This is a genomic window from Pseudomonas sp. GV071 (assembly GCF_003050835.1).
Taxonomy (GTDB): Bacteria; Pseudomonadota; Gammaproteobacteria; order Pseudomonadales; family Pseudomonadaceae; genus Aquipseudomonas.
The window spans coordinates 26,676-43,399 of sequence record NZ_QAOJ01000021.1 but is presented as its reverse complement, the minus strand read 5'-3'; the positions used below and the strand labels follow the sequence as shown (position 1 = coordinate 43,399).

Genomic DNA, 16,724 nt, shown 5'->3' with positions numbered 1-16,724 from the left:
GCGCCAAGATCGACGGCAGGAATACCGGCCAGCGAGCCCTGGAAACTGCCGACGGCGGTACGGGTGGCGGCAACGATTACGACGTCTTGCATGGCGCAGTTCCTCATCTAAGCAGGGCGCGGCCAGGCCGCGGCGGGCGGTTATGGTGGCACAGGGCGTGGGCGGCGACCACACGCAGGGCTGACTGGTGGGTCAGCGCAGCGCCGGCAACCCCATGCGTTTACGCGCCCGGTGATAGGCGCCGCTGCGCACCGCCCAACGCAGCATGGGCGCACTGCGTTTGACCCCGCTGCGAATCAGCAGGCGCTGGCGTTCCGACAGTTGCAGGCCGAGCATGTCGGCCGCCCAGCGCGGCAGCAGGTCGACCCCGGCGCGCATCATCAATGCACCAAAGGGCTTGGCCACGGTGCTCGGTGCCGGGGCGTTGAACAGCACGTCCATGATCTCGAGGCTGCGCTCATCGCAGCGCAATTGCGGGCGTATGCCTTCCAGGTAATCGGCCACTTGCTGGCAACTGCGCGGCACGTTGGTGGCGCCCAGGCGTTCGGCGATCAGGGCGATTTCATCGTAGTAACGGTCTTGCTCGCTCACCGGTAAATCCGGGTTGCAATAGCGCAGGTGGGCGGCGAGAAAACTGCTGACTTCGGCCACATGCACCCAGGTCAACAACTCAGGGTCGCTGGCCGCGTAGGGGCGGCCATCGGCGGCGGTGCCGGTCACTTGCAGGTGAATGGTGCGCACCTTGTCGATCAGCCAGTTGGCGTCTTTGCGCGAGCCATAGGTGGTGCCGGAAATAAACTGCCCGGTGCGGCGCAGGCGGCCGAGCAGGTCCTGGCGAAAATTCGAGTGGTCCCACACGCCGGCCAGGGCCAGGGGGTGCAAGGCTTGCAGCAACAGTGCGCTGATGCCGCCGATCATCATGCTGGTGAAGTCACCATGCACGCGCCAGCACACGGCGTCGGGACCGAACAGGCCGGGGTCGCCCGCGGGTTGTTCAAAGTCGATCTGGCCCAGGGCCAGTCCGGTAAGGCTGAGCACCTGGCGTTCGATACGCTGGCGGAGAAATTCCATCACTCACTTCGTAAGCAGGCCCGGCGCGGGTGCAGCGCCGGGCGTTGCAGTTAGCGGTTGAGGCGGTTGTCGATCAGGCTGTCCACCACGGACGGGTCGGCCAGGGTCGAGGTGTCACCGAGGCTGTCCAGTTCGTTGCAGGCAATCTTGCGCAGAATGCGCCGCATGATTTTCCCCGAACGGGTTTTTGGCAAGCCCGGCGCCCATTGCAGCAGCTCTGGTTTGGCAAAACTGCCGATTTCCTTGCCGACCATCGCCAGCAATTCTTTCTGCAGCTCGTCGCTCACCTCGATGCCCTGCATCAGGGTGACGAAGGCATAGATGCCCTGGCCTTTGACGTCATGGGGATAGCCGACCACGGCGGCTTCGGCCACCGCGTCGTGCAGGACCAAGGCACTCTCCACTTCGGCGGTGCCGATGCGGTGGCCGGAGACGTTGATCACGTCGTCGATTCGCCCGGTGATCCAGTAGTCGCCATCAGCATCGCGGCGCGCGCCGTCGCCGGAGAAGTAGTAACCGGGATAGGGCTTGAAGTAGGTATCGATCATCCGTTGGTGATCGCCATACACGCTGCGGATCTGGCTCGGCCAGCTGGCTTTGATCACCAGCACGCCTGAGCCGGCGCCTTCGATTTCCTTGCCCTGTTCATCCAGCAGGGCCGGTTGCACGCCGAAAAACGGCTTGGTCGCCGAGCCTGGTTTCAATAGGGTCGCGCCGGGCAGCGGAGTGAGCATGATGCCGCCGGTTTCGGTCTGCCACCAGGTGTCGACGATAGGGCAGCGGCACTCGCCGACCACATTGAAATACCACTCCCAGGCTTCCGGGTTGATCGGCTCGCCCACGGTGCCGAGCAGGCGCAGGCTGGCCCGTGAGGTTTTCTCGACCGGCGCCGTGCCTTCGCGCATCAGTGCGCGCAGGGCAGTGGGGGCGGTGTAGAAAATGTTCACTTCGTGCTTGTCGATCACCTGCCAGAAGCGCGAGCTGTCCGGGTAGTTGGGCACGCCTTCGAACACCAGGGTGGTGGCGCCGTTGGCTAGTGGCCCGTAGACGATATAGCTGTGGCCGGTGACCCAGCCGACGTCGGCAGTGCACCAGTAGATATCGCCGTCGTGGTAGTCGAACACGTACTTGTGGCTCATGGCGGCCACCAGCAGGTAGCCGCCGGTGGTGTGCAGCACGCCCTTGGGTTTGCCGGTGGAGCCGGAGGTATAGAGGATGAACAGCGGATCTTCGGCGTCCATTGGCTCGGGCGGGCAATCGCCGTCGGCAGCGCTCACCGCTTCGTGGTACCAGACGTCGCGGCCTTCGTTCCAGGCCACGTCGCCCTCGGTGCGTTGCACGACCACCACGGTGGACACCGCCGGGCAACTTTCCAGGGCCTTGTCGACGTTCTTTTTCAGCGGGATGTATTTGCCGCCGCGCACGCCTTCGTCGGCGGTGATCACGGTGCGGCAGTCGGCATCCAGAATGCGGTCACGCAGGGCATCCGGGGAGAAGCCGCCGAACACCACCGAATGCACCGCGCCGATCCGTGCACAGGCGAGCATGGCGTAGGTGGCTTCCGGCACCATTGGCATGTAGATGCACACCCGATCGCCTTTCTGCACGCCACGGCCTTTGAGCACATTGGCCAGGCGGCTGACGTGGTGGTGAAGTTTTTTGTAGGTGATGTGCGCCGATTCGCTGGGGTTGTCGCCTTCCCAGATGATCGCCACTTGGTCGCCACGCGTGTCCAGGTGGCGGTCGATGCAGTTGTAGCTGACGTTGAGCTTGCCGTCTTTGAACCAGGTGGCGTGGCCTGTGCGCATATCGCCGTGGTACACGCTGCGCCACGGCTGGAACCAGTCGAGGAAGGCCTTGGCCTGTTCACCCCAGAATTGTTCGGGCTGCTCGATGGATTGCCGGTACAGGCGCTGGTAACCCTCGCTGTCGAGCAGGGCGCGTTCACGCACTGCGTCGGCAACCGGGTGGTCGGAAATCTTGAACATGGCGGAGTCCTTGTTTTTGTATGGCCGCAGTGCGGGTAAGGGTGCACCCAAGCGCTTGTCCGGTTCAAGCACGCAGCGCTCAGCCTGGTTTTTTGAGGCCGCTTTCCCGTCATTGGTTCAGGTCGCTGGGGTACTCCAACTGCTGCGTCACCAGCCTAGCCGTCGCCACGCCGTACCGCTCGGCGATGGCGTCCAGGCTGCTGTGTAACTGCTCGATGGCGGTGCCGCTGCGGGTGCCCAGCGGCACGCTATCGGCGGCGCTGGTGCTGTCGGGTAACAGCAGCAGGCCATGGCGGGTACGCAGCGGCCCGGTCCGGTCGGCCACGGCAACTACTTCGCTGCGAAAGGTCCGTGACCAGGCATCGACGCGCAGGGCCAGGGCGATGTCATCGACCCCGGGTTGCACGGCGATGCTCAGGTGCTCATGGCCCCAGACGGCCAGCAGGTTGCCGGCGGCGGTCGCGTAGTCGCCGGTGTGCAGGCCGAACGCGCTGCTGTCGTGGTCTGCGGCCCAGTGGTTGACGCCCAACTGCGCTGCCACTGCCTTGGCCCGCGCCGGCCCGGCAATCGCCTCGACCAGGGCCAGTGATACCGGCAAGGCCGCGGTAACACCGGCGGTGGTGATGACCTTGCCGTCGCTGACGTAACGGCGGTCGCGCAGCCACTGGGTGTCGGGGAAATCGTCCTGGCGCTGGCCCTCGGAATACCAATGCCCGGTCGCCTGCTTGCCGTGCAACAGGCCGGCGTAACCCAGCACCAATACGCCGTCACACACGCCAACCACGGTGGCGCCTTTGTGCGCCTGGGCTGCGACCCACTGCACCAGGCGGGCATCGTCGGCGTGGTGCACGGCGGGCACGATCAGGTAGTCGGCGCCTTGAGGATACTGTCGGTCGAAGGTGGCGACACTCTGCTCGGGTTGGATGCGTAGTGCCGGCATCATCTGCATCGGGCCTTCGTCGAGGGCCACGCTCAGTACATCGGCCACGTCGGCCTGCTTGAGCACGCCATAGGGCACGACAAAATCCACCAGCTCGGTCATGAGGTTGTCGCCTACCACCGCAATCAGCGGGCGCTGGCGTTGCCCGTGGTAGGAAGGGATAGGCTCAGACGCGGCGGACGCATGGAAGGCGGCTAACAACAGGCAGGCAGCAAAAAAACGGTACATGGGGCGGACTCCAAAAAAGGCAGTGGTTGCAGTCTGCGTGGGCCTCGATTGGCGCAAGTGACACTGATGGTTGAAAATCTGCCAAGTGATTTGCTCGGAGCGCGAGATGCCTGCCTTATCCGAAGTCGCGCCGCCTGTTACCCGTAGCGTGGTGCTGGTGGTGTTCGCTGATTTCCAGTTACTCGACGCCACCGGCCCGGCCGAGGTGTTTGCCGCCGCGGGCGAGCAATTTCCGACCTCGGCACCACCGCCCTATGTGCTGCGCACGGTATCGGTCAGCGGCGGGCTGGTGCGCTCATCCACAGGCCTGGAACTGCACAGCGAACCCTTACCCGAGCCCGCCAGCCTGAGCGGTTGCACGGTGCTGGTGGCGGGCGGTCACGGCGTGCAGAGGGCGATGGCGGCCGGCCACCTGGCGCGCTGGTTGGCACAGGTGGCGCTAGTCTGCGAGCGCTGCTGTTCGGTGTGTACCGGGGCTTTTCTGCTGGCGCAGGCCGGCGTGTTGGAAGGGCGCCAGGTGGTAACCCACTGGCGTTACGCCGGGCTGCTGGCGCGCCTATTCCCCACATTGCAGGTGCTCGACGATGCGCTGTATGTGCGCGATCAGCAGGTGTATAGCTCGGCTGGCGTTACGGCGGGTATCGACCTGTGCCTGAGCCTGGTGGAGGAAGATTGTGGCCGTGAGCTGTCGCTGCAGGTGGCCAAGGGGCTGGTGGTGTATCTGCGTCGGCCGGGCGGGCAACGCCAGTTCAGCGCTGAATTGCTGATGCAGCAGGCACCGGCGAATAGCTTGTCCGACCGCCTGGCGCAATGGTTGCGCGAACACCTGGCCGAAGCCCTCGACATCGAGGCCATGGCACAGGCGCTGCTGGTGTCGCCACGTACCCTGCACCGGCATTGCCAGGCCGAACTGGGCCTGAGCCCGAGCAAGCTGGTGACGCAGTTACGTCTGGAACTGGCCTGTCGCCTGCTGGAGGCCGGAACGCCATCGCTCAAACGGATAGCCCAGCGCACCGGCTTTATCAACGAGTACAACCTGCGGCGCGCCTTTGTGCAGGCCCTGGGGGTAACACCTGGCGACTATCGGCTGCGCTTTTGCCGCTAGGTAAACGGCGGGCACAAAAAAGCCGGCCTGGTGTTAACCGGCCGGCTTGTCTCAGCGCTGAACGATTAACCGCGGTGGCGGGCGCGGAAGTAATCGATCAAACCTTGGGTAGAAGCGTCCTCTGCTGGCTGCTCGTTGCCGCCAGTCAGGCGCTGGTACACGCCCTTGCCGAGTTCTTTACCCAGCTCCACACCCCATTGGTCGAAGGCGTTGATGCCCCACACCACGCTCTGCACGAACACCTTGTGCTCATACAGCGCCACGAGCGCGCCGAGGCGACGCGGGCTGATGCGCTCCATCGCCAGGGTGTTGCTCGGGCGGTTACCGGGAATGACTTTGTGCGGCGCCAGGCGCTCGACTTCCTCTTCTGGCAGGCCTTTGCTGCGCAGTTCCGCTTCAGCTTCTTCGCGGGTCTTGCCGAGCATCAGCGCCTGGCTCTGCGACAGGCAGTTGGCGTACAGCCATTGGTGGTGGTCGGCCACCGGGTTGTAGCTGACCACGGGCACAATGAAGTCGGCCGGGATCAGTTGGGTGCCTTGGTGCAGTAACTGGTGGTAAGCGTGCTGGCCGTTACAGCCGACGCCACCCCAGATCACCGGGCCGGTTTCGCAGGTTACCGCGCTGCCGTCCTGACGCACGCTCTTGCCGTTGGACTCCATGTCCAGCTGCTGCAAGTGCTTGGTGATGTTCCGCAGGTAATGGTCGTACGGCAGGATGGCGTGGCTCTGCGCTTGCCAGAAGTTGCCGTACCAGACGCCGAGCAGGGCCAGCAGAACCGGCATGTTGCGTTCGAACGGTGCGGTCTGGAAGTGCTGGTCCATGCTGTAGGCACCGGACAGCAGCTCTTTGAAGTTGGAAGTGCCGATGGCCAGGGCAATCGGCAAACCGATGGCCGACCACAGCGAGTAACGCCCGCCCACCCAGTCCCACATCGGGAAGATGTTTTCTTCGCGGATACCGAAGGCCACCGCGGCCTCACGGTTACTGGAAACGGCGATGAAGTGCTTGTACAGATCGCCTTCCGAGCCACCCTGAGCCAAGTACCAGCTGCGCGCGGCCTGGGCGTTTTTCAGGGTTTCCAGGGTGTTGAAGGATTTCGACGAGACGATGAACAGAGTGGTCTCGGCTTTCAGGCCTTCGGACAGCTCGTGGAATTCACTGCCGTCGATGTTTGCCAGGTAGTGACAGCGCACGCCTTGCTGGGCATAGGGCAGCAGCGCTTCGGAGACCAGTTGCGGGCCGAGGAAGGAGCCACCGATACCGATGTTGACCACGTCGGTAATCGGCTTCTCGGTGTAACCACGCCACAGGCCGTTGTGAATGCGCGTGACCAACTCGGTCATCTGGTTAAGTACGCGGTGCACATCGGGCATCACGTTGACGCCATTCACCGACAGGCGCTCACCGACCGGGCGACGCAGGGCGGTGTGCAAGGCCGGGCGGCCTTCGGAGGCGTTGACCAGGGTGCCGTTGACCATCTCGCCGATGGCGTCTTTAAGGCCAACCTCTTCGGCCAGGGCCACCAGCAGGTCGCGGGTTTCAGTGGTGATCAGGTTTTTCGAGTAGTCGAGAAACAGGCCGCAGCTGCTCAGGGAGAACTCGGCAAAGCGCTTGTCATCGGAGTTGAAGGCTTCGCGCATGCTGAAGTCTTGCATGGCTTCGCGGTGCTGGCGCAAGGCTTGCCACGCGGGCAAGGAAGTAACGTCGAGGGGGTGTTGGTAGTACGCCATAGCCTGCAAATTCCTTTCTGACTAACGTGAGAAACCTATGACCATTAAAAAGCCCGGAACGCTCCGGGCTTTCATCTTAGCGGGTAACGCCGCGATTGCCGTCACGTACGGTCACAGCGGCTTTCGTGCCAACTGCTGGCAAGGCTGCTGAGCCGGGACAGCGGCGCATGATAGCGGCCTTGTTACGCGACTTGAACAGGTATGGCATCGCTGGTGTGGCTGAGTTCATTCCCGGGTGCCATATAAAGCATCTTCGGTTTGAAATTCACCAGTTCCGCCTCGCTGAAATGGGCGTACGCGCAGATGATCACGCGGTGGCCAACCTGCGCTTTGTGCGCGGCGGCGCCGTTGACGGAGATGATCCGCGAGCCTTCCTCGCCACGGATGGCGTAGGTGGTGAAGCGTTCGCCGTTGTCGACGTTGTAGATCTGAATCTGTTCGTACTCGCGGATGCCGGCCAGGTCCAACCATTCGCCGTCGATAGCGCAGGAACCTTCGTAGTCGAGCACCGCGTGGGTCACTTCGGCGCGGTGCAGTTTGGCCTTGAGCATAATGGCGTGCATGGCGATTCCTTCTAGGTGTAGAGCCTTGGCTGGCTTTGTTGTTCTTCGGGCTAAAGGCGGCGCGGGTTGAGCGCCGCGCGGTTTATGCGCCTTCGGGCAGGTCGAAGGCGAGGTTGTCGATCAGGCGGGTGGTGCCGACAAAAGCCGCGACCAGAATCACCAGGTGACGGTCGTCGCTGTTGGCCGGGCGCAAGTTGTCGGCGCGGCGCACTTCCAGGTAATCCATCCGGAACCCGGCGGCTTCCAACTGCTGCTGGCCCTGGCTGATCAAGGCAGCGAAATCTCGGGCGCCAGCTTTGATCGCCGTGGCCATCTGTTGCAGGCACTGGTAGATGGCCGGGGCGCTGGCGCGCTGGGCCTCGTCGAGGTAACCGTTGCGCGAGGACAGCGCCAGGCCGTCTTCGGCACGCACGGTGGGCTCGCCAATGATCTGGATGGGCATATTGAGGTCGCGCACCAGGGTGCGGATCACGGCCAACTGCTGGTAGTCCTTCTGGCCAAACACGGCGATGTCCGGCTGAACCATCTGGAACAGCTTGGTGACCACCGTCGATACGCCGTCGAAATGCCCCGGGCGGCTGCCGCCACACAGGCCTTCGGAAACCCCGGAGACATGCACGATGGTTTGCGCGGCCATGCCGTCGGGGTACATCTCTTCAACGCTGGGGGCGAACAGCAACTGGCAGCCGGCTTCGATCAGGCGTTGTTTGTCGGCGGCCAGGGTGCGGGGGTAGCTGGCCAGGTCTTCCTTGGGGCCGAACTGCAGCGGGTTGACGAAGATACTGGCGACTACGAAGTCGACACGTTGGGCGGCTTTTTCCACCAGCGCGGCGTGGCCGGCGTGCAAATTGCCCATGGTCGGCACCAGGCCGATATCTTTGCCCTCGGCACGCGCCTGGGCGACAGCAGCGCGTAGCTCGCGGACGGTGGTAACCGTGTTCATGCAGAGAATCCGTGTTCAGCGCCAGGGAATGACGAGTCTTTGACCGCCGCGACATAGGCGCTGATGGCGCCGTCGATGCTGGTCTGGCCTTCCATGAAGTTCTTCACGAACTTCGGCATGCGGCCAGTCAGAGACATGCCAAGCATGTCGTGGAGGACCAGCACCTGGCCGTCGGTGGCGTTACCGGCGCCAATGCCAATGACCGGAATCTTCACCGCGTCGGTGATTTCCGCCGCCAATTCGCTCGGTACGCATTCCAGCAGCAGCATCGCCGCGCCGGCCTGTTCCAGGGCAATGGCGTCGCTGCGCAGTTGACGCGCCTGGGCTTCGTTGCGGCCCTGCACTTTATAACCGCCAAGCACGTTCACCGATTGCGGCGTCAGGCCCATGTGGATGCACGTGGGTACGCCGTTCTCGGCCAGGCGTCGAACGATGTCGGCAAGGAAGGCACCGCCTTCGAGCTTGACCATGTGCGCGCCGGCTTGCATGACCGCGGCGCTGTTGACCAGGGCTTGTTCGAGGGTGGCATACGCCATGAAGGGCAGGTCGGTAACAATGAACGCACCGGCATTGCCGCGCTTCACACAGGCAGTGTGGTAAGCCATATCGGCAGTGCTGACCGGCAGGGTGCTGTCATGGCCTTGCACGACCATGCCCAGGGAATCACCCACCAGCAGAACCTCCACGCCAGCCTTGGCAGCGACGGAAGCAAAGGTGGCATCGTAGGCAGTGAGCATGACGATTTTCTCGCCTTTCTGATTCAGCTCTTGCAGGGTGCTCAGGGTAACGTCAGGCATCATATTGGTCCTCTTAGAGCCTCGCGCGCACCGGCGCGGGGCAACGGGACGCCTATAGTCGTGATGCGAAAGGGCGAAGTCAATTGCAGGTGTTACCGACTTGTTACTGGCGTTACCGCCAATGCCACGCTTGTAGTTTTACTACCTGAGCCCAGCAACCATGCTGGTTACAGCGAAGCGGGCAGGCGCTCCAGGCCTTCGAAGGGGCAGGCCAGTAGCAGGTCGCTGAGGCGGCGACCGTCAGCCAGCACCAGTCCGGGAGCCAGTTCGGCCAGTGGGTAGAGGACGAACGGCCGCGCGTGCATGTGGTAGTGCGGCACTTGCAGGCGAGGCTCGTCGAGTAGGCGTTGGCCGAAGGCAAGAATATCCAGGTCCAGTGTCCGCGGCCCCCAGCGTTCGGCTTTGCGCTCGCGGCCCTGTTCCAGTTCGATGGCTTGCAGGGCATCGAGCAGTTGCAGCGGTTCCAGGTCGGTATCCAGCGCGGCCACGGCATTCACATAGCGCGGCTGGTCGGCGGGGCCGAGCGGGTCGCTGCTATAGAAGGAGGAGTGCTGCGCGAGCGTGGTGTGCGGCAGCTGCGCCAGCGCCGCCAGGGCGCCGCGCAATTGCTGCAGGGGTTCGGCCAGGTTGCTGCCCAGGCCGATATACACGCGTTCCATCAGTCTTGCGCCGGGCTCGGTGCGCCGCGTTTGCGGTTGCCGCCGCGACGGCGTTTGCGTGGCGCGGCGTTGCTTTCGTCGGGGTTGGCCGCAAGTTCGCGGATCATCGCCCGGCGTTCGCTGTCCGTGCAGTCTTGGTAGTCGGTCCACCAGTCGCCCAGGCCATTGGTTTGCTCGCCAGCGCTTTCGCGCAGCAGGAGGAAATCGTAGCCGGCGCGGAAGCGTGGATTTTCTAGCAGCAGGTCGGCACGTTTGCCGCTGCGCCGCGGCAGGCGCTCCTGCATGTCCCAGATCTCGCGAATCGGGATGGTGAAACGTTTGGGCACGGCAATGCGCTGGCACTGCTCGGCGATCAGCTCGTGAGCCGCTTCCTGCATCGCCGGAATCGGTGGCATGCCGCGGTCTTGCAGTTTGATCACGCGAGCCGGCAGCGCAGGCCAGAGCAGGGCGGCGAAGAGGAACGCCGGGGTTACCGGCTTGCCGTCTTCGATGCGCTGGTCGGTGTTGATCAGCGCCTGGCTGATCAGGTTGTAGGCGTATTCCGGGCTCGCCTTGAGGGCGGCGGCACTGGCCGGGAACAGCGGTTCGAACAGGTCGTACTCGAGCAGCAGTTCGAAAGTGTGCTCGGCGTAACCGGAAAGGAACAGCTTTAGCACTTCATCGAACAGACGGGCCGAAGGGATATCGCGCAGCATCTTGGCCAGGCGCGGAATCGGCTCGGCACTGTGGCTTTCGATATCGAAGTCGAGCTTGGCGGCAAAACGCACCGCGCGCAGCATGCGCACCGGGTCTTCGAGGTAACGCTTTTCCGGGTCGCCGATCAGGCGTACCAGGCGGTTGCGGATGTCGTGCATGCCGCGGGCGTAGTCGAGAATGCGCTCGCCGGTCACATCGAAGTACAGCGCGTTGATGGTGAAGTCGCGGCGCTGGGCGTCGTCCTCCAGGCTGCCGTAGACGTTATCCCGCAGAATGCGCCCGCTTTCGTTACGCGAGGACTGGTTGCTGTCTTCGTCTTCTTCGCTGACCGGGTGGTTGGCGCGGAAGGTGGCCACTTCGATGATCTCGCGGCCGAAATGCACGTGGACCAGCTTGAAGCGGCGGCCGATCACCCGCGCATTGCGAAACTCGGCGCGGACTTGTTCGGGGGTGGCGCTGGTGGCGACGTCGAAGTCTTTCGGTTCGATATCCAGCAGCAGGTCACGTACACAGCCGCCGACCAGGTAGGCCTGGTAACCGGCGTTCTGCAGGCGCTCGACGATGCTTACCGCATAACGACTGATATGCGCGCGGCGCAACGGGTGCTGGTGACTGGTCACCACTTCGGGAGTGCTGCGCGGATGCTGCTTGGCACGGCGCAGGGGGGAGCGTAAGGACTGGAACAGCTTTTTCAGCATGGGATGCACTGTTTGACGGGATGACCGGCCAGAATTGGAAATGACCGCATGATGGCTGCGGATTCTAGCATTGTGTCGGGGGATGGTGTAGGACGCTTAGAAAGAGGTGTGAAGCAGGAGTAGCAAGGGGTGTAGCAAGAGGGGGGTGTAACCGGAGGGTGGTAGCGAAAGCTACTGGGGGAGCCGAAGCTCCCCCCCAAGTAGGTGCGTGCTTTATTTTTATTATTATGTCGGGCTTGTTGTTTTTGTTTGTTGACCCGTTCCGTCGGCCTAGTGGCTTCAGGAAAAACCTCCAATTCGGAGGTTAATAGACAACGGATTGCTTTGGATGCTGATGTAGCCATGATCTTGCGATCCAACCAGTTCGGGCTCTGCCTAGTAGCAGTTTTGTTGTTCTCAGCCTGGTCGCGGGGCGAACCCCAAAAGCCATTCCTCTCCAAAAGAATCAGTTAGCTGCGCCTCCCGCGATTTTGTTTTTGTTGTGCTGGAGTCGGTACGTCTTATTTTTATTGTCTTTGGCGTTGCTTGTTATTGTTGTTGTACCAAACATATAGCAGGAGCCGTGCCAGTTTTTGTGAATCCTTATGAATCAAGGGCTTAGCTAAATTCACTGTGTCAGAACAGGCACAAAAAAGCCGGGTTTCCGTTACCGTAAGACCCGGCTTTGTTACGCGATATTGAAGCGGTAACAAAGTGTGGCGACTCGCCGCGCACAATCTCTGTTACCGCCACGCTGTCAACCCTCGAGCGCCGCGCCGGTTTTGCGCCGTGGAATGCCCAGGCGCTGACGGCGTTCCCACAGGCATTTGCGGCTGATGCCCAATTTGCGCGCCAGCTCGGTTTCGGTCATGTGGTCTTGGTGCTCCAGGACGAAGTGCTGGAAGTAGTCTTCCAGGGACAGGTCTTCGGTGGGCTCGTGGGCATTGGTGCTGTTGTGGGCGAGGGGGGCGCCGAGGAAATCGCCGTCCTCCAGGTCGTCCAGCTCGATGTCGATACCCAGAAGCTCGGCGGAGATATCCGAGCCCTCACACAGAATCACGGCACGCTCGATAGCGTTTTCCAGTTCGCGCACGTTACCCGGCCAGGTGTAATGACGGATTGCCTGCTCGGCGTCCGGGGCAAAGCGCAGGTCGCTGCGGCCCATCTTGGTCGACTGGCGAGTGAGGAACAGCGCGGCAATTTCACTGACGTCGGCGCCGCGCTCGCGCAGGGCGGGAAGCTTCAGGGCAATGACGTGCAGGCGGTAGAACAGGTCTTCGCGGAACTGGCCGGTTTTGGCCAGGGTTTTCAGGTCGCGGTGGGTAGCGGCGATCAGGCGGACATCCACCTTCTGCGACTGTACCGATCCGACCCGGCGAATCTCGCCTTCCTGCAGCACGCGCAACAGACGCGCCTGGGCTTCCAATGGCAGCTCACCGATTTCATCGAGGAACAACGTGCCGCCGTCCGCCGCTTCCACCAGACCGGCACGCCCGGCGCTGGCGCCAGTGAACGCGCCTTTTTCGTGGCCGAACAGTTCGGACTCGATCAGGGTTTCCGGGATGGCCGCGCAGTTCACCGAAATCATCGGCGCCTTGGCGCGTTTCGACAGGTTGTGCAGTGCCCGCGCCACCAGCTCTTTACCGGTGCCGGATTCGCCCTGAATCAGCACGGTGGAATCGGTGGGGGCGACTTTGCGGATCTTGCTGTACAGCTCCTGCATCGAGGGGCTGGAGCCGATGATACCGATCTCGCCGTTACTGTTACCGGCGGCCGCTTTGTCACCGGCGCGGCTGCCATTGCTGGTGCTGGCAGCGGCGGGAGAGGGTTTGATGTCTTGCCGATCACGCAGGATACGCGCGACGGCCTGGAGCATTTCGTCGTGGTCGAAGGGTTTGGCGATGTAATCCACCGCGCCCATCTTCATCGAATCGACCGCCGAACGCAGGCTGGCGTAGCTGGTCATTATCAGGACCGGAATGCCCTGGCCCAGCTTGATCAGCTCGGTGCCCGGCGCCCCTGGCAGACGCAGATCGCTGACGATCAGGTCAAAACTGGGAATGCTGAAACGTTCCTGGGCTTCCTGTACCGAGCCGGCTTCGCTGACTTCGTACTGGTTGCGCTCCAACAGACGGCGCAGGGCGGAACGGATAATGGTCTCGTCTTCGACGATCAGAATATGTGGCATGAATTCAGCTCTCTCGACGATCTCTGGTCACTACGGACGTCGCTTCGACATGTCGCGGTAACGTTACCCGAATCCGGGTTCCGCGTTGTAGCTCCGGGTCTACCGGGCTGTCGATGGTTATTTGCCCATAATGCTCTTCCACGATGGAATAGACCAGAGCGAGGCCCAGGCCGGTTCCTTCACCGGGGTCCTTGGTAGTAAAGAAGGGTTCGAACAGGCGGTCCATGATCGCCTTGGGAATGCCGGTGCCTTCATCTTCGACGATCAAATCCACGGTCTGTTCGCTGGCTTCGCTCTTCACCCGGATGGCGCCGCGCGGTGGCGAGGCGTCGCGGGCGTTGGACAGCAAGTTGATCAGCACTTGCGCCAGACGCTGCGGATCGCCCACGGCCCAATGCTCGGGGTCGCACAGGTTGAAGAACTGCACTTCGATTGTGCGGCGGTTCAGCGCCAGCAGGCCAATCGCATCCTGCGCCACTTCGGCCAGACATACCGGCTCTTCCGCCTGCTGACGGGCGCCGGCATGGGCAAAGCTCATCAGCGACTGCACGATGCGCGACACGCGTTTGGTCTGTTCGATGATCTGGCTGCTGATTTCCGCCAGCTCAGGGTCGGTCTCGCGTTCTTCGCGCAGGTTCTGCGCCAGGCAGGCGATGCCGGTGATCGGGTTGCCGATTTCGTGGGCCACGCCAGCAGCCAGGCGGCCGATGCTGGCCAGACGCTCGGAGTGCACCAGCTTGTCTTCGAGCATCTGCGTTTCGGTGAGGTCTTCGACCAGTAACACCAGGCCGGTGTTACCGGGCGCCAGTGGCTCATCGATGGCCGCTTTGTGCAGGTTCAGCCAGCGGATCTGCCCGTCGAGGGCCAGGCGCTGTTTGTGCAGGTGTTCGTCGGGCAGGTTGATAAAGCCTTCGAGCAGCGCCTTCCACGGTTCACCGATGGTCGATAGCCGCGAGCCGACCACGCGGTGGGCGACGATGCCGGTGAGGTCTTCCATGGCCCGGTTCCACATCAGAATTTCCTGGTCCTTGGCCAGCGAGCACACGCCCATTGGCAATTCCTGCAGGGTCTGGCGGTGGTAGCGGCGCAGGGCGTCGAGCTCGGCGGCCAGGCCGGTCAGGCGCGAGTGGTAGTCTTCCAGGCGGTTTTCGATGAAGTGGATGTCTTCGGTGACATAACTTTCGCTGCCGGATTTGTAAGGCAGGAAGGTCTCGACAATATCCTGCGCCACGCTCGGCCCCATAAGGCCGGAGAGGTTGGCCTCGATGCGGTCGCGCAGGCGGCGCAGGGCGTAAGGGCGGTTTTCATCGAACGGCAGGTGCAGGTCGCGCAGCGCCTGTTCCACTTCCCGCTGCGCGGTCTTCGCGCCCAGCGGCTTGGCCAGTTGGGTGGCGAACTCCTGCGGCGAGGTGGCCAGCAGTTCGCGGCGTTGCGGGCGGCGCACGTTGTCGACGGCGCAGGCTTCGGCGGCGCTTTCTTCTTCGGCGCTGGACTCGGTGAACAGCGACACCAAGGTGAACACCAGCACGTTGGCCGCCAGGGAAGCGATGGCCGCCAGGTGCCAACTGGTGTCGTCGAGCACATAAACGAAGTTGAACAGCGGAATATAAATGCCCTGCACGTTACCAATCAGCGGTAACAGCATGCTCGCCATCCACACGGCGATGCCCACCAGCAGGCCGGCGATGAACCCTTTGCGGTTGGCGGTCGGCCAGTACAGCACGGACAGCACGCCCGGCAGGAACTGCAGGGTGGCGACGAAGGCGACGATGCCGAGGTTGGCCAGGTCCTGTTCGGCGCCGAGCAATAGATAGAAGCCGTAGCCGGCGGCGATGATCGCAATGATCAGGGCGCGGCGCGTCCACTTCAGCCAGCGGTAGATATTGCCCTGCGCCGGCGGCTGGTACAGCGGTAACACCAGGTGGTTGAGGGCCATGCCCGACAGCGCCAGGGTGGTGACGATGATCAGGCCGCTGGAGGCCGACAGCCCGCCGACATAGGCGAGCAGTGCCAGGGTGTCGTTGTTCACCGCGATGCCGATGCCGAGGGTGAAATATTCCGGGTTGGTGGTGGCCCCCAGTTTCAGCCCGGCCCAGAGAATCAGCGGCACGGTCAGGCTGAGCAGCAGCAGGAACAGCGGCAGGCCCCAGCTGGCGCTGACCATGGCGCGCGGGTTGAGGTTCTCGGTAAAGGTCATGTGGTACATGTGCGGCATGACGATGGCCGAAGCGAAGAAAATCAGCAGCAGCGTGCGCCACGGGCCTTCCTGCAGTGGCGTGTGCAGCGCCGCCAGGGTTGCCTGGTTCTGCAGTAGCCAGACTTCCAGCTCATGGGGGCCGCCGAACACGCCGTACAAGGCGTACAGGGCGATGCCGCCGAGGGCGACCATTTTCACGATCGATTCGAAGGCGATAGCAAACACCAGCCCCTCGTTTTTGCCACGGGTGGCGATATGCCGGGCGCCAAACAGGATGGTGAACAGGGTGATCAGCGCGCAATAACTCAGCGCCACCCGCTCGTGCACCGGCTCGCGGGTGAGGATGCCGATGGAGTCGGCCACTGCCTGGAACTGCAGGGCCAGCAGCGGTAACACGCCGATCAGCATAAACAGAGTGGTCAGCGCGCCGGCCCAGGTGCTGCGAAAGCGGAAGGCGAACAGGTCGGCCAGGGACGACAGTTGATAGGTGCGGGTGATGCGCAGAATCGGGTAGAGCAACACCGGCGCCAGCAGGAACGCGCCAGACACCCCAAGGTAGCTGGCAAGAAAGCCGAAGCCGTACTGATAGGCCAGGCCGACCGTGCCATAAAAGGCCCAGGCGCTGGCGTACACGCCAAGGGACAAGGTGTAGGTCAGCGGGTGCGAGACGATCCAGCGCGGAATGATGCCGCGCTCGCTGATCCAGGCCACGCCGAACAGTACAAGAAGGTAGGCAGCGCTGATCAGGATCAGCTGACTCAGGCTAAAGCTCGTCAGCATCACGTCCGCTCTGCAAGATGAAGGTCACCACGATAAGGATCAGCCACAGCAGGTACGGGCGGTACCAGGCACCGGTCGGGTCGATCCACCAGTCCATGATGGCGGGGGAGAAGAGGTAAATCCCCACCACCAGAAGTAAGACCAATCGGTAGATGTACATGC

General features: G+C 62.9%; 14 protein-coding genes. 1 reads left to right on the top strand and 13 read right to left on the bottom strand.

Annotation, left to right across the window (positions count from 1 at the left end; all coding sequences use genetic code 11):
- The 4 genes from C8K61_RS27100 to C8K61_RS26430 all read right to left on the bottom strand — a co-directional run.
- Positions 1-92: hypothetical protein (locus C8K61_RS27100; RefSeq protein ID WP_256589556.1), on the bottom strand; the 92-nt coding region annotated here is incomplete at its 3' end.
- 100 nt (positions 93-192) lie between these two features.
- A complete protein-coding gene (locus C8K61_RS26440) occupies positions 193-1,071 on the bottom strand; it encodes an oxygenase MpaB family protein (protein WP_108100022.1) in 879 nt (292 codons plus the stop codon).
- A 50-nt stretch (positions 1,072-1,121) separates the two neighbouring features.
- Complete coding sequence (gene acs / locus C8K61_RS26435) at positions 1,122-3,059, bottom strand: acetate--CoA ligase (RefSeq protein ID WP_108100020.1); 1,938 nt, start codon at positions 3,057-3,059, stop codon at positions 1,122-1,124.
- A 109-nt stretch (positions 3,060-3,168) separates the two neighbouring features.
- Positions 3,169-4,227 carry a DJ-1/PfpI family protein gene (locus tag C8K61_RS26430; RefSeq protein ID WP_108100018.1) on the bottom strand — a complete coding sequence of 353 codons (1,059 nt, stop codon included), beginning with the start codon at positions 4,225-4,227 and terminating at the stop codon, positions 3,169-3,171.
- 106 nt (positions 4,228-4,333) lie between these two features.
- On the opposite strand from C8K61_RS26430, the gene C8K61_RS26425 reads away from it, so the two are divergent.
- Positions 4,334-5,332: a GlxA family transcriptional regulator gene (locus tag C8K61_RS26425; protein ID WP_108100016.1), complete on the top strand. Its 999-nt coding sequence runs from the start codon at positions 4,334-4,336 to the stop codon at positions 5,330-5,332.
- 65 nt (positions 5,333-5,397) lie between these two features.
- Here C8K61_RS26425 and pgi read toward each other — a convergent pair whose 3' ends face one another.
- From pgi to C8K61_RS26380, 9 genes are all read right to left on the bottom strand, one after another.
- Positions 5,398-7,062, bottom strand: a complete 1,665-nt coding sequence (pgi, locus tag C8K61_RS26420) for a glucose-6-phosphate isomerase (RefSeq protein ID WP_108100014.1) — start codon at positions 7,060-7,062, stop codon at positions 5,398-5,400.
- 182 nt (positions 7,063-7,244) lie between these two features.
- Positions 7,245-7,625, bottom strand: a complete 381-nt coding sequence (panD, locus tag C8K61_RS26415) for an aspartate 1-decarboxylase (protein WP_108100012.1) — start codon at positions 7,623-7,625, stop codon at positions 7,245-7,247.
- An 82-nt stretch (positions 7,626-7,707) separates the two neighbouring features.
- Positions 7,708-8,568 carry a pantoate--beta-alanine ligase gene (panC, locus tag C8K61_RS26410; RefSeq protein WP_108100010.1) on the bottom strand — a complete coding sequence of 287 codons (861 nt, stop codon included), beginning with the start codon at positions 8,566-8,568 and terminating at the stop codon, positions 7,708-7,710.
- Entirely contained in the window at positions 8,565-9,365 is an 801-nt protein-coding gene (panB, locus tag C8K61_RS26405; protein ID WP_108100026.1) for a 3-methyl-2-oxobutanoate hydroxymethyltransferase, read from the bottom strand. Before panB ends, panC begins: the two co-directional genes overlap by 4 nt.
- A gap of 167 nt (positions 9,366-9,532) precedes the next feature.
- Positions 9,533-10,024: a 2-amino-4-hydroxy-6-hydroxymethyldihydropteridine diphosphokinase gene (gene folK, locus C8K61_RS26400; RefSeq protein WP_108100009.1), complete on the bottom strand. Its 492-nt coding sequence runs from the start codon at positions 10,022-10,024 to the stop codon at positions 9,533-9,535.
- Entirely contained in the window at positions 10,024-11,418 is a 1,395-nt protein-coding gene (locus tag C8K61_RS26395) for a polynucleotide adenylyltransferase PcnB (protein ID WP_108100007.1), read from the bottom strand. Before C8K61_RS26395 ends, folK begins: the two co-directional genes overlap by 1 nt.
- A gap of 736 nt (positions 11,419-12,154) precedes the next feature.
- Positions 12,155-13,585, bottom strand: coding sequence for a sigma-54 dependent transcriptional regulator (locus tag C8K61_RS26390; protein ID WP_108100005.1), 1,431 nt, complete (start codon positions 13,583-13,585; stop codon positions 12,155-12,157).
- A 4-nt stretch (positions 13,586-13,589) separates the two neighbouring features.
- A complete protein-coding gene (locus C8K61_RS26385) occupies positions 13,590-16,562 on the bottom strand; it encodes a sensor histidine kinase (RefSeq protein ID WP_108100003.1) in 2,973 nt (990 codons plus the stop codon).
- Positions 16,546-16,722: a hypothetical protein gene (locus tag C8K61_RS26380; RefSeq protein WP_108100001.1), complete on the bottom strand. Its 177-nt coding sequence runs from the start codon at positions 16,720-16,722 to the stop codon at positions 16,546-16,548. Before C8K61_RS26380 ends, C8K61_RS26385 begins: the two co-directional genes overlap by 17 nt.
- Positions 16,723-16,724: the final 2 nt, after the last annotated feature.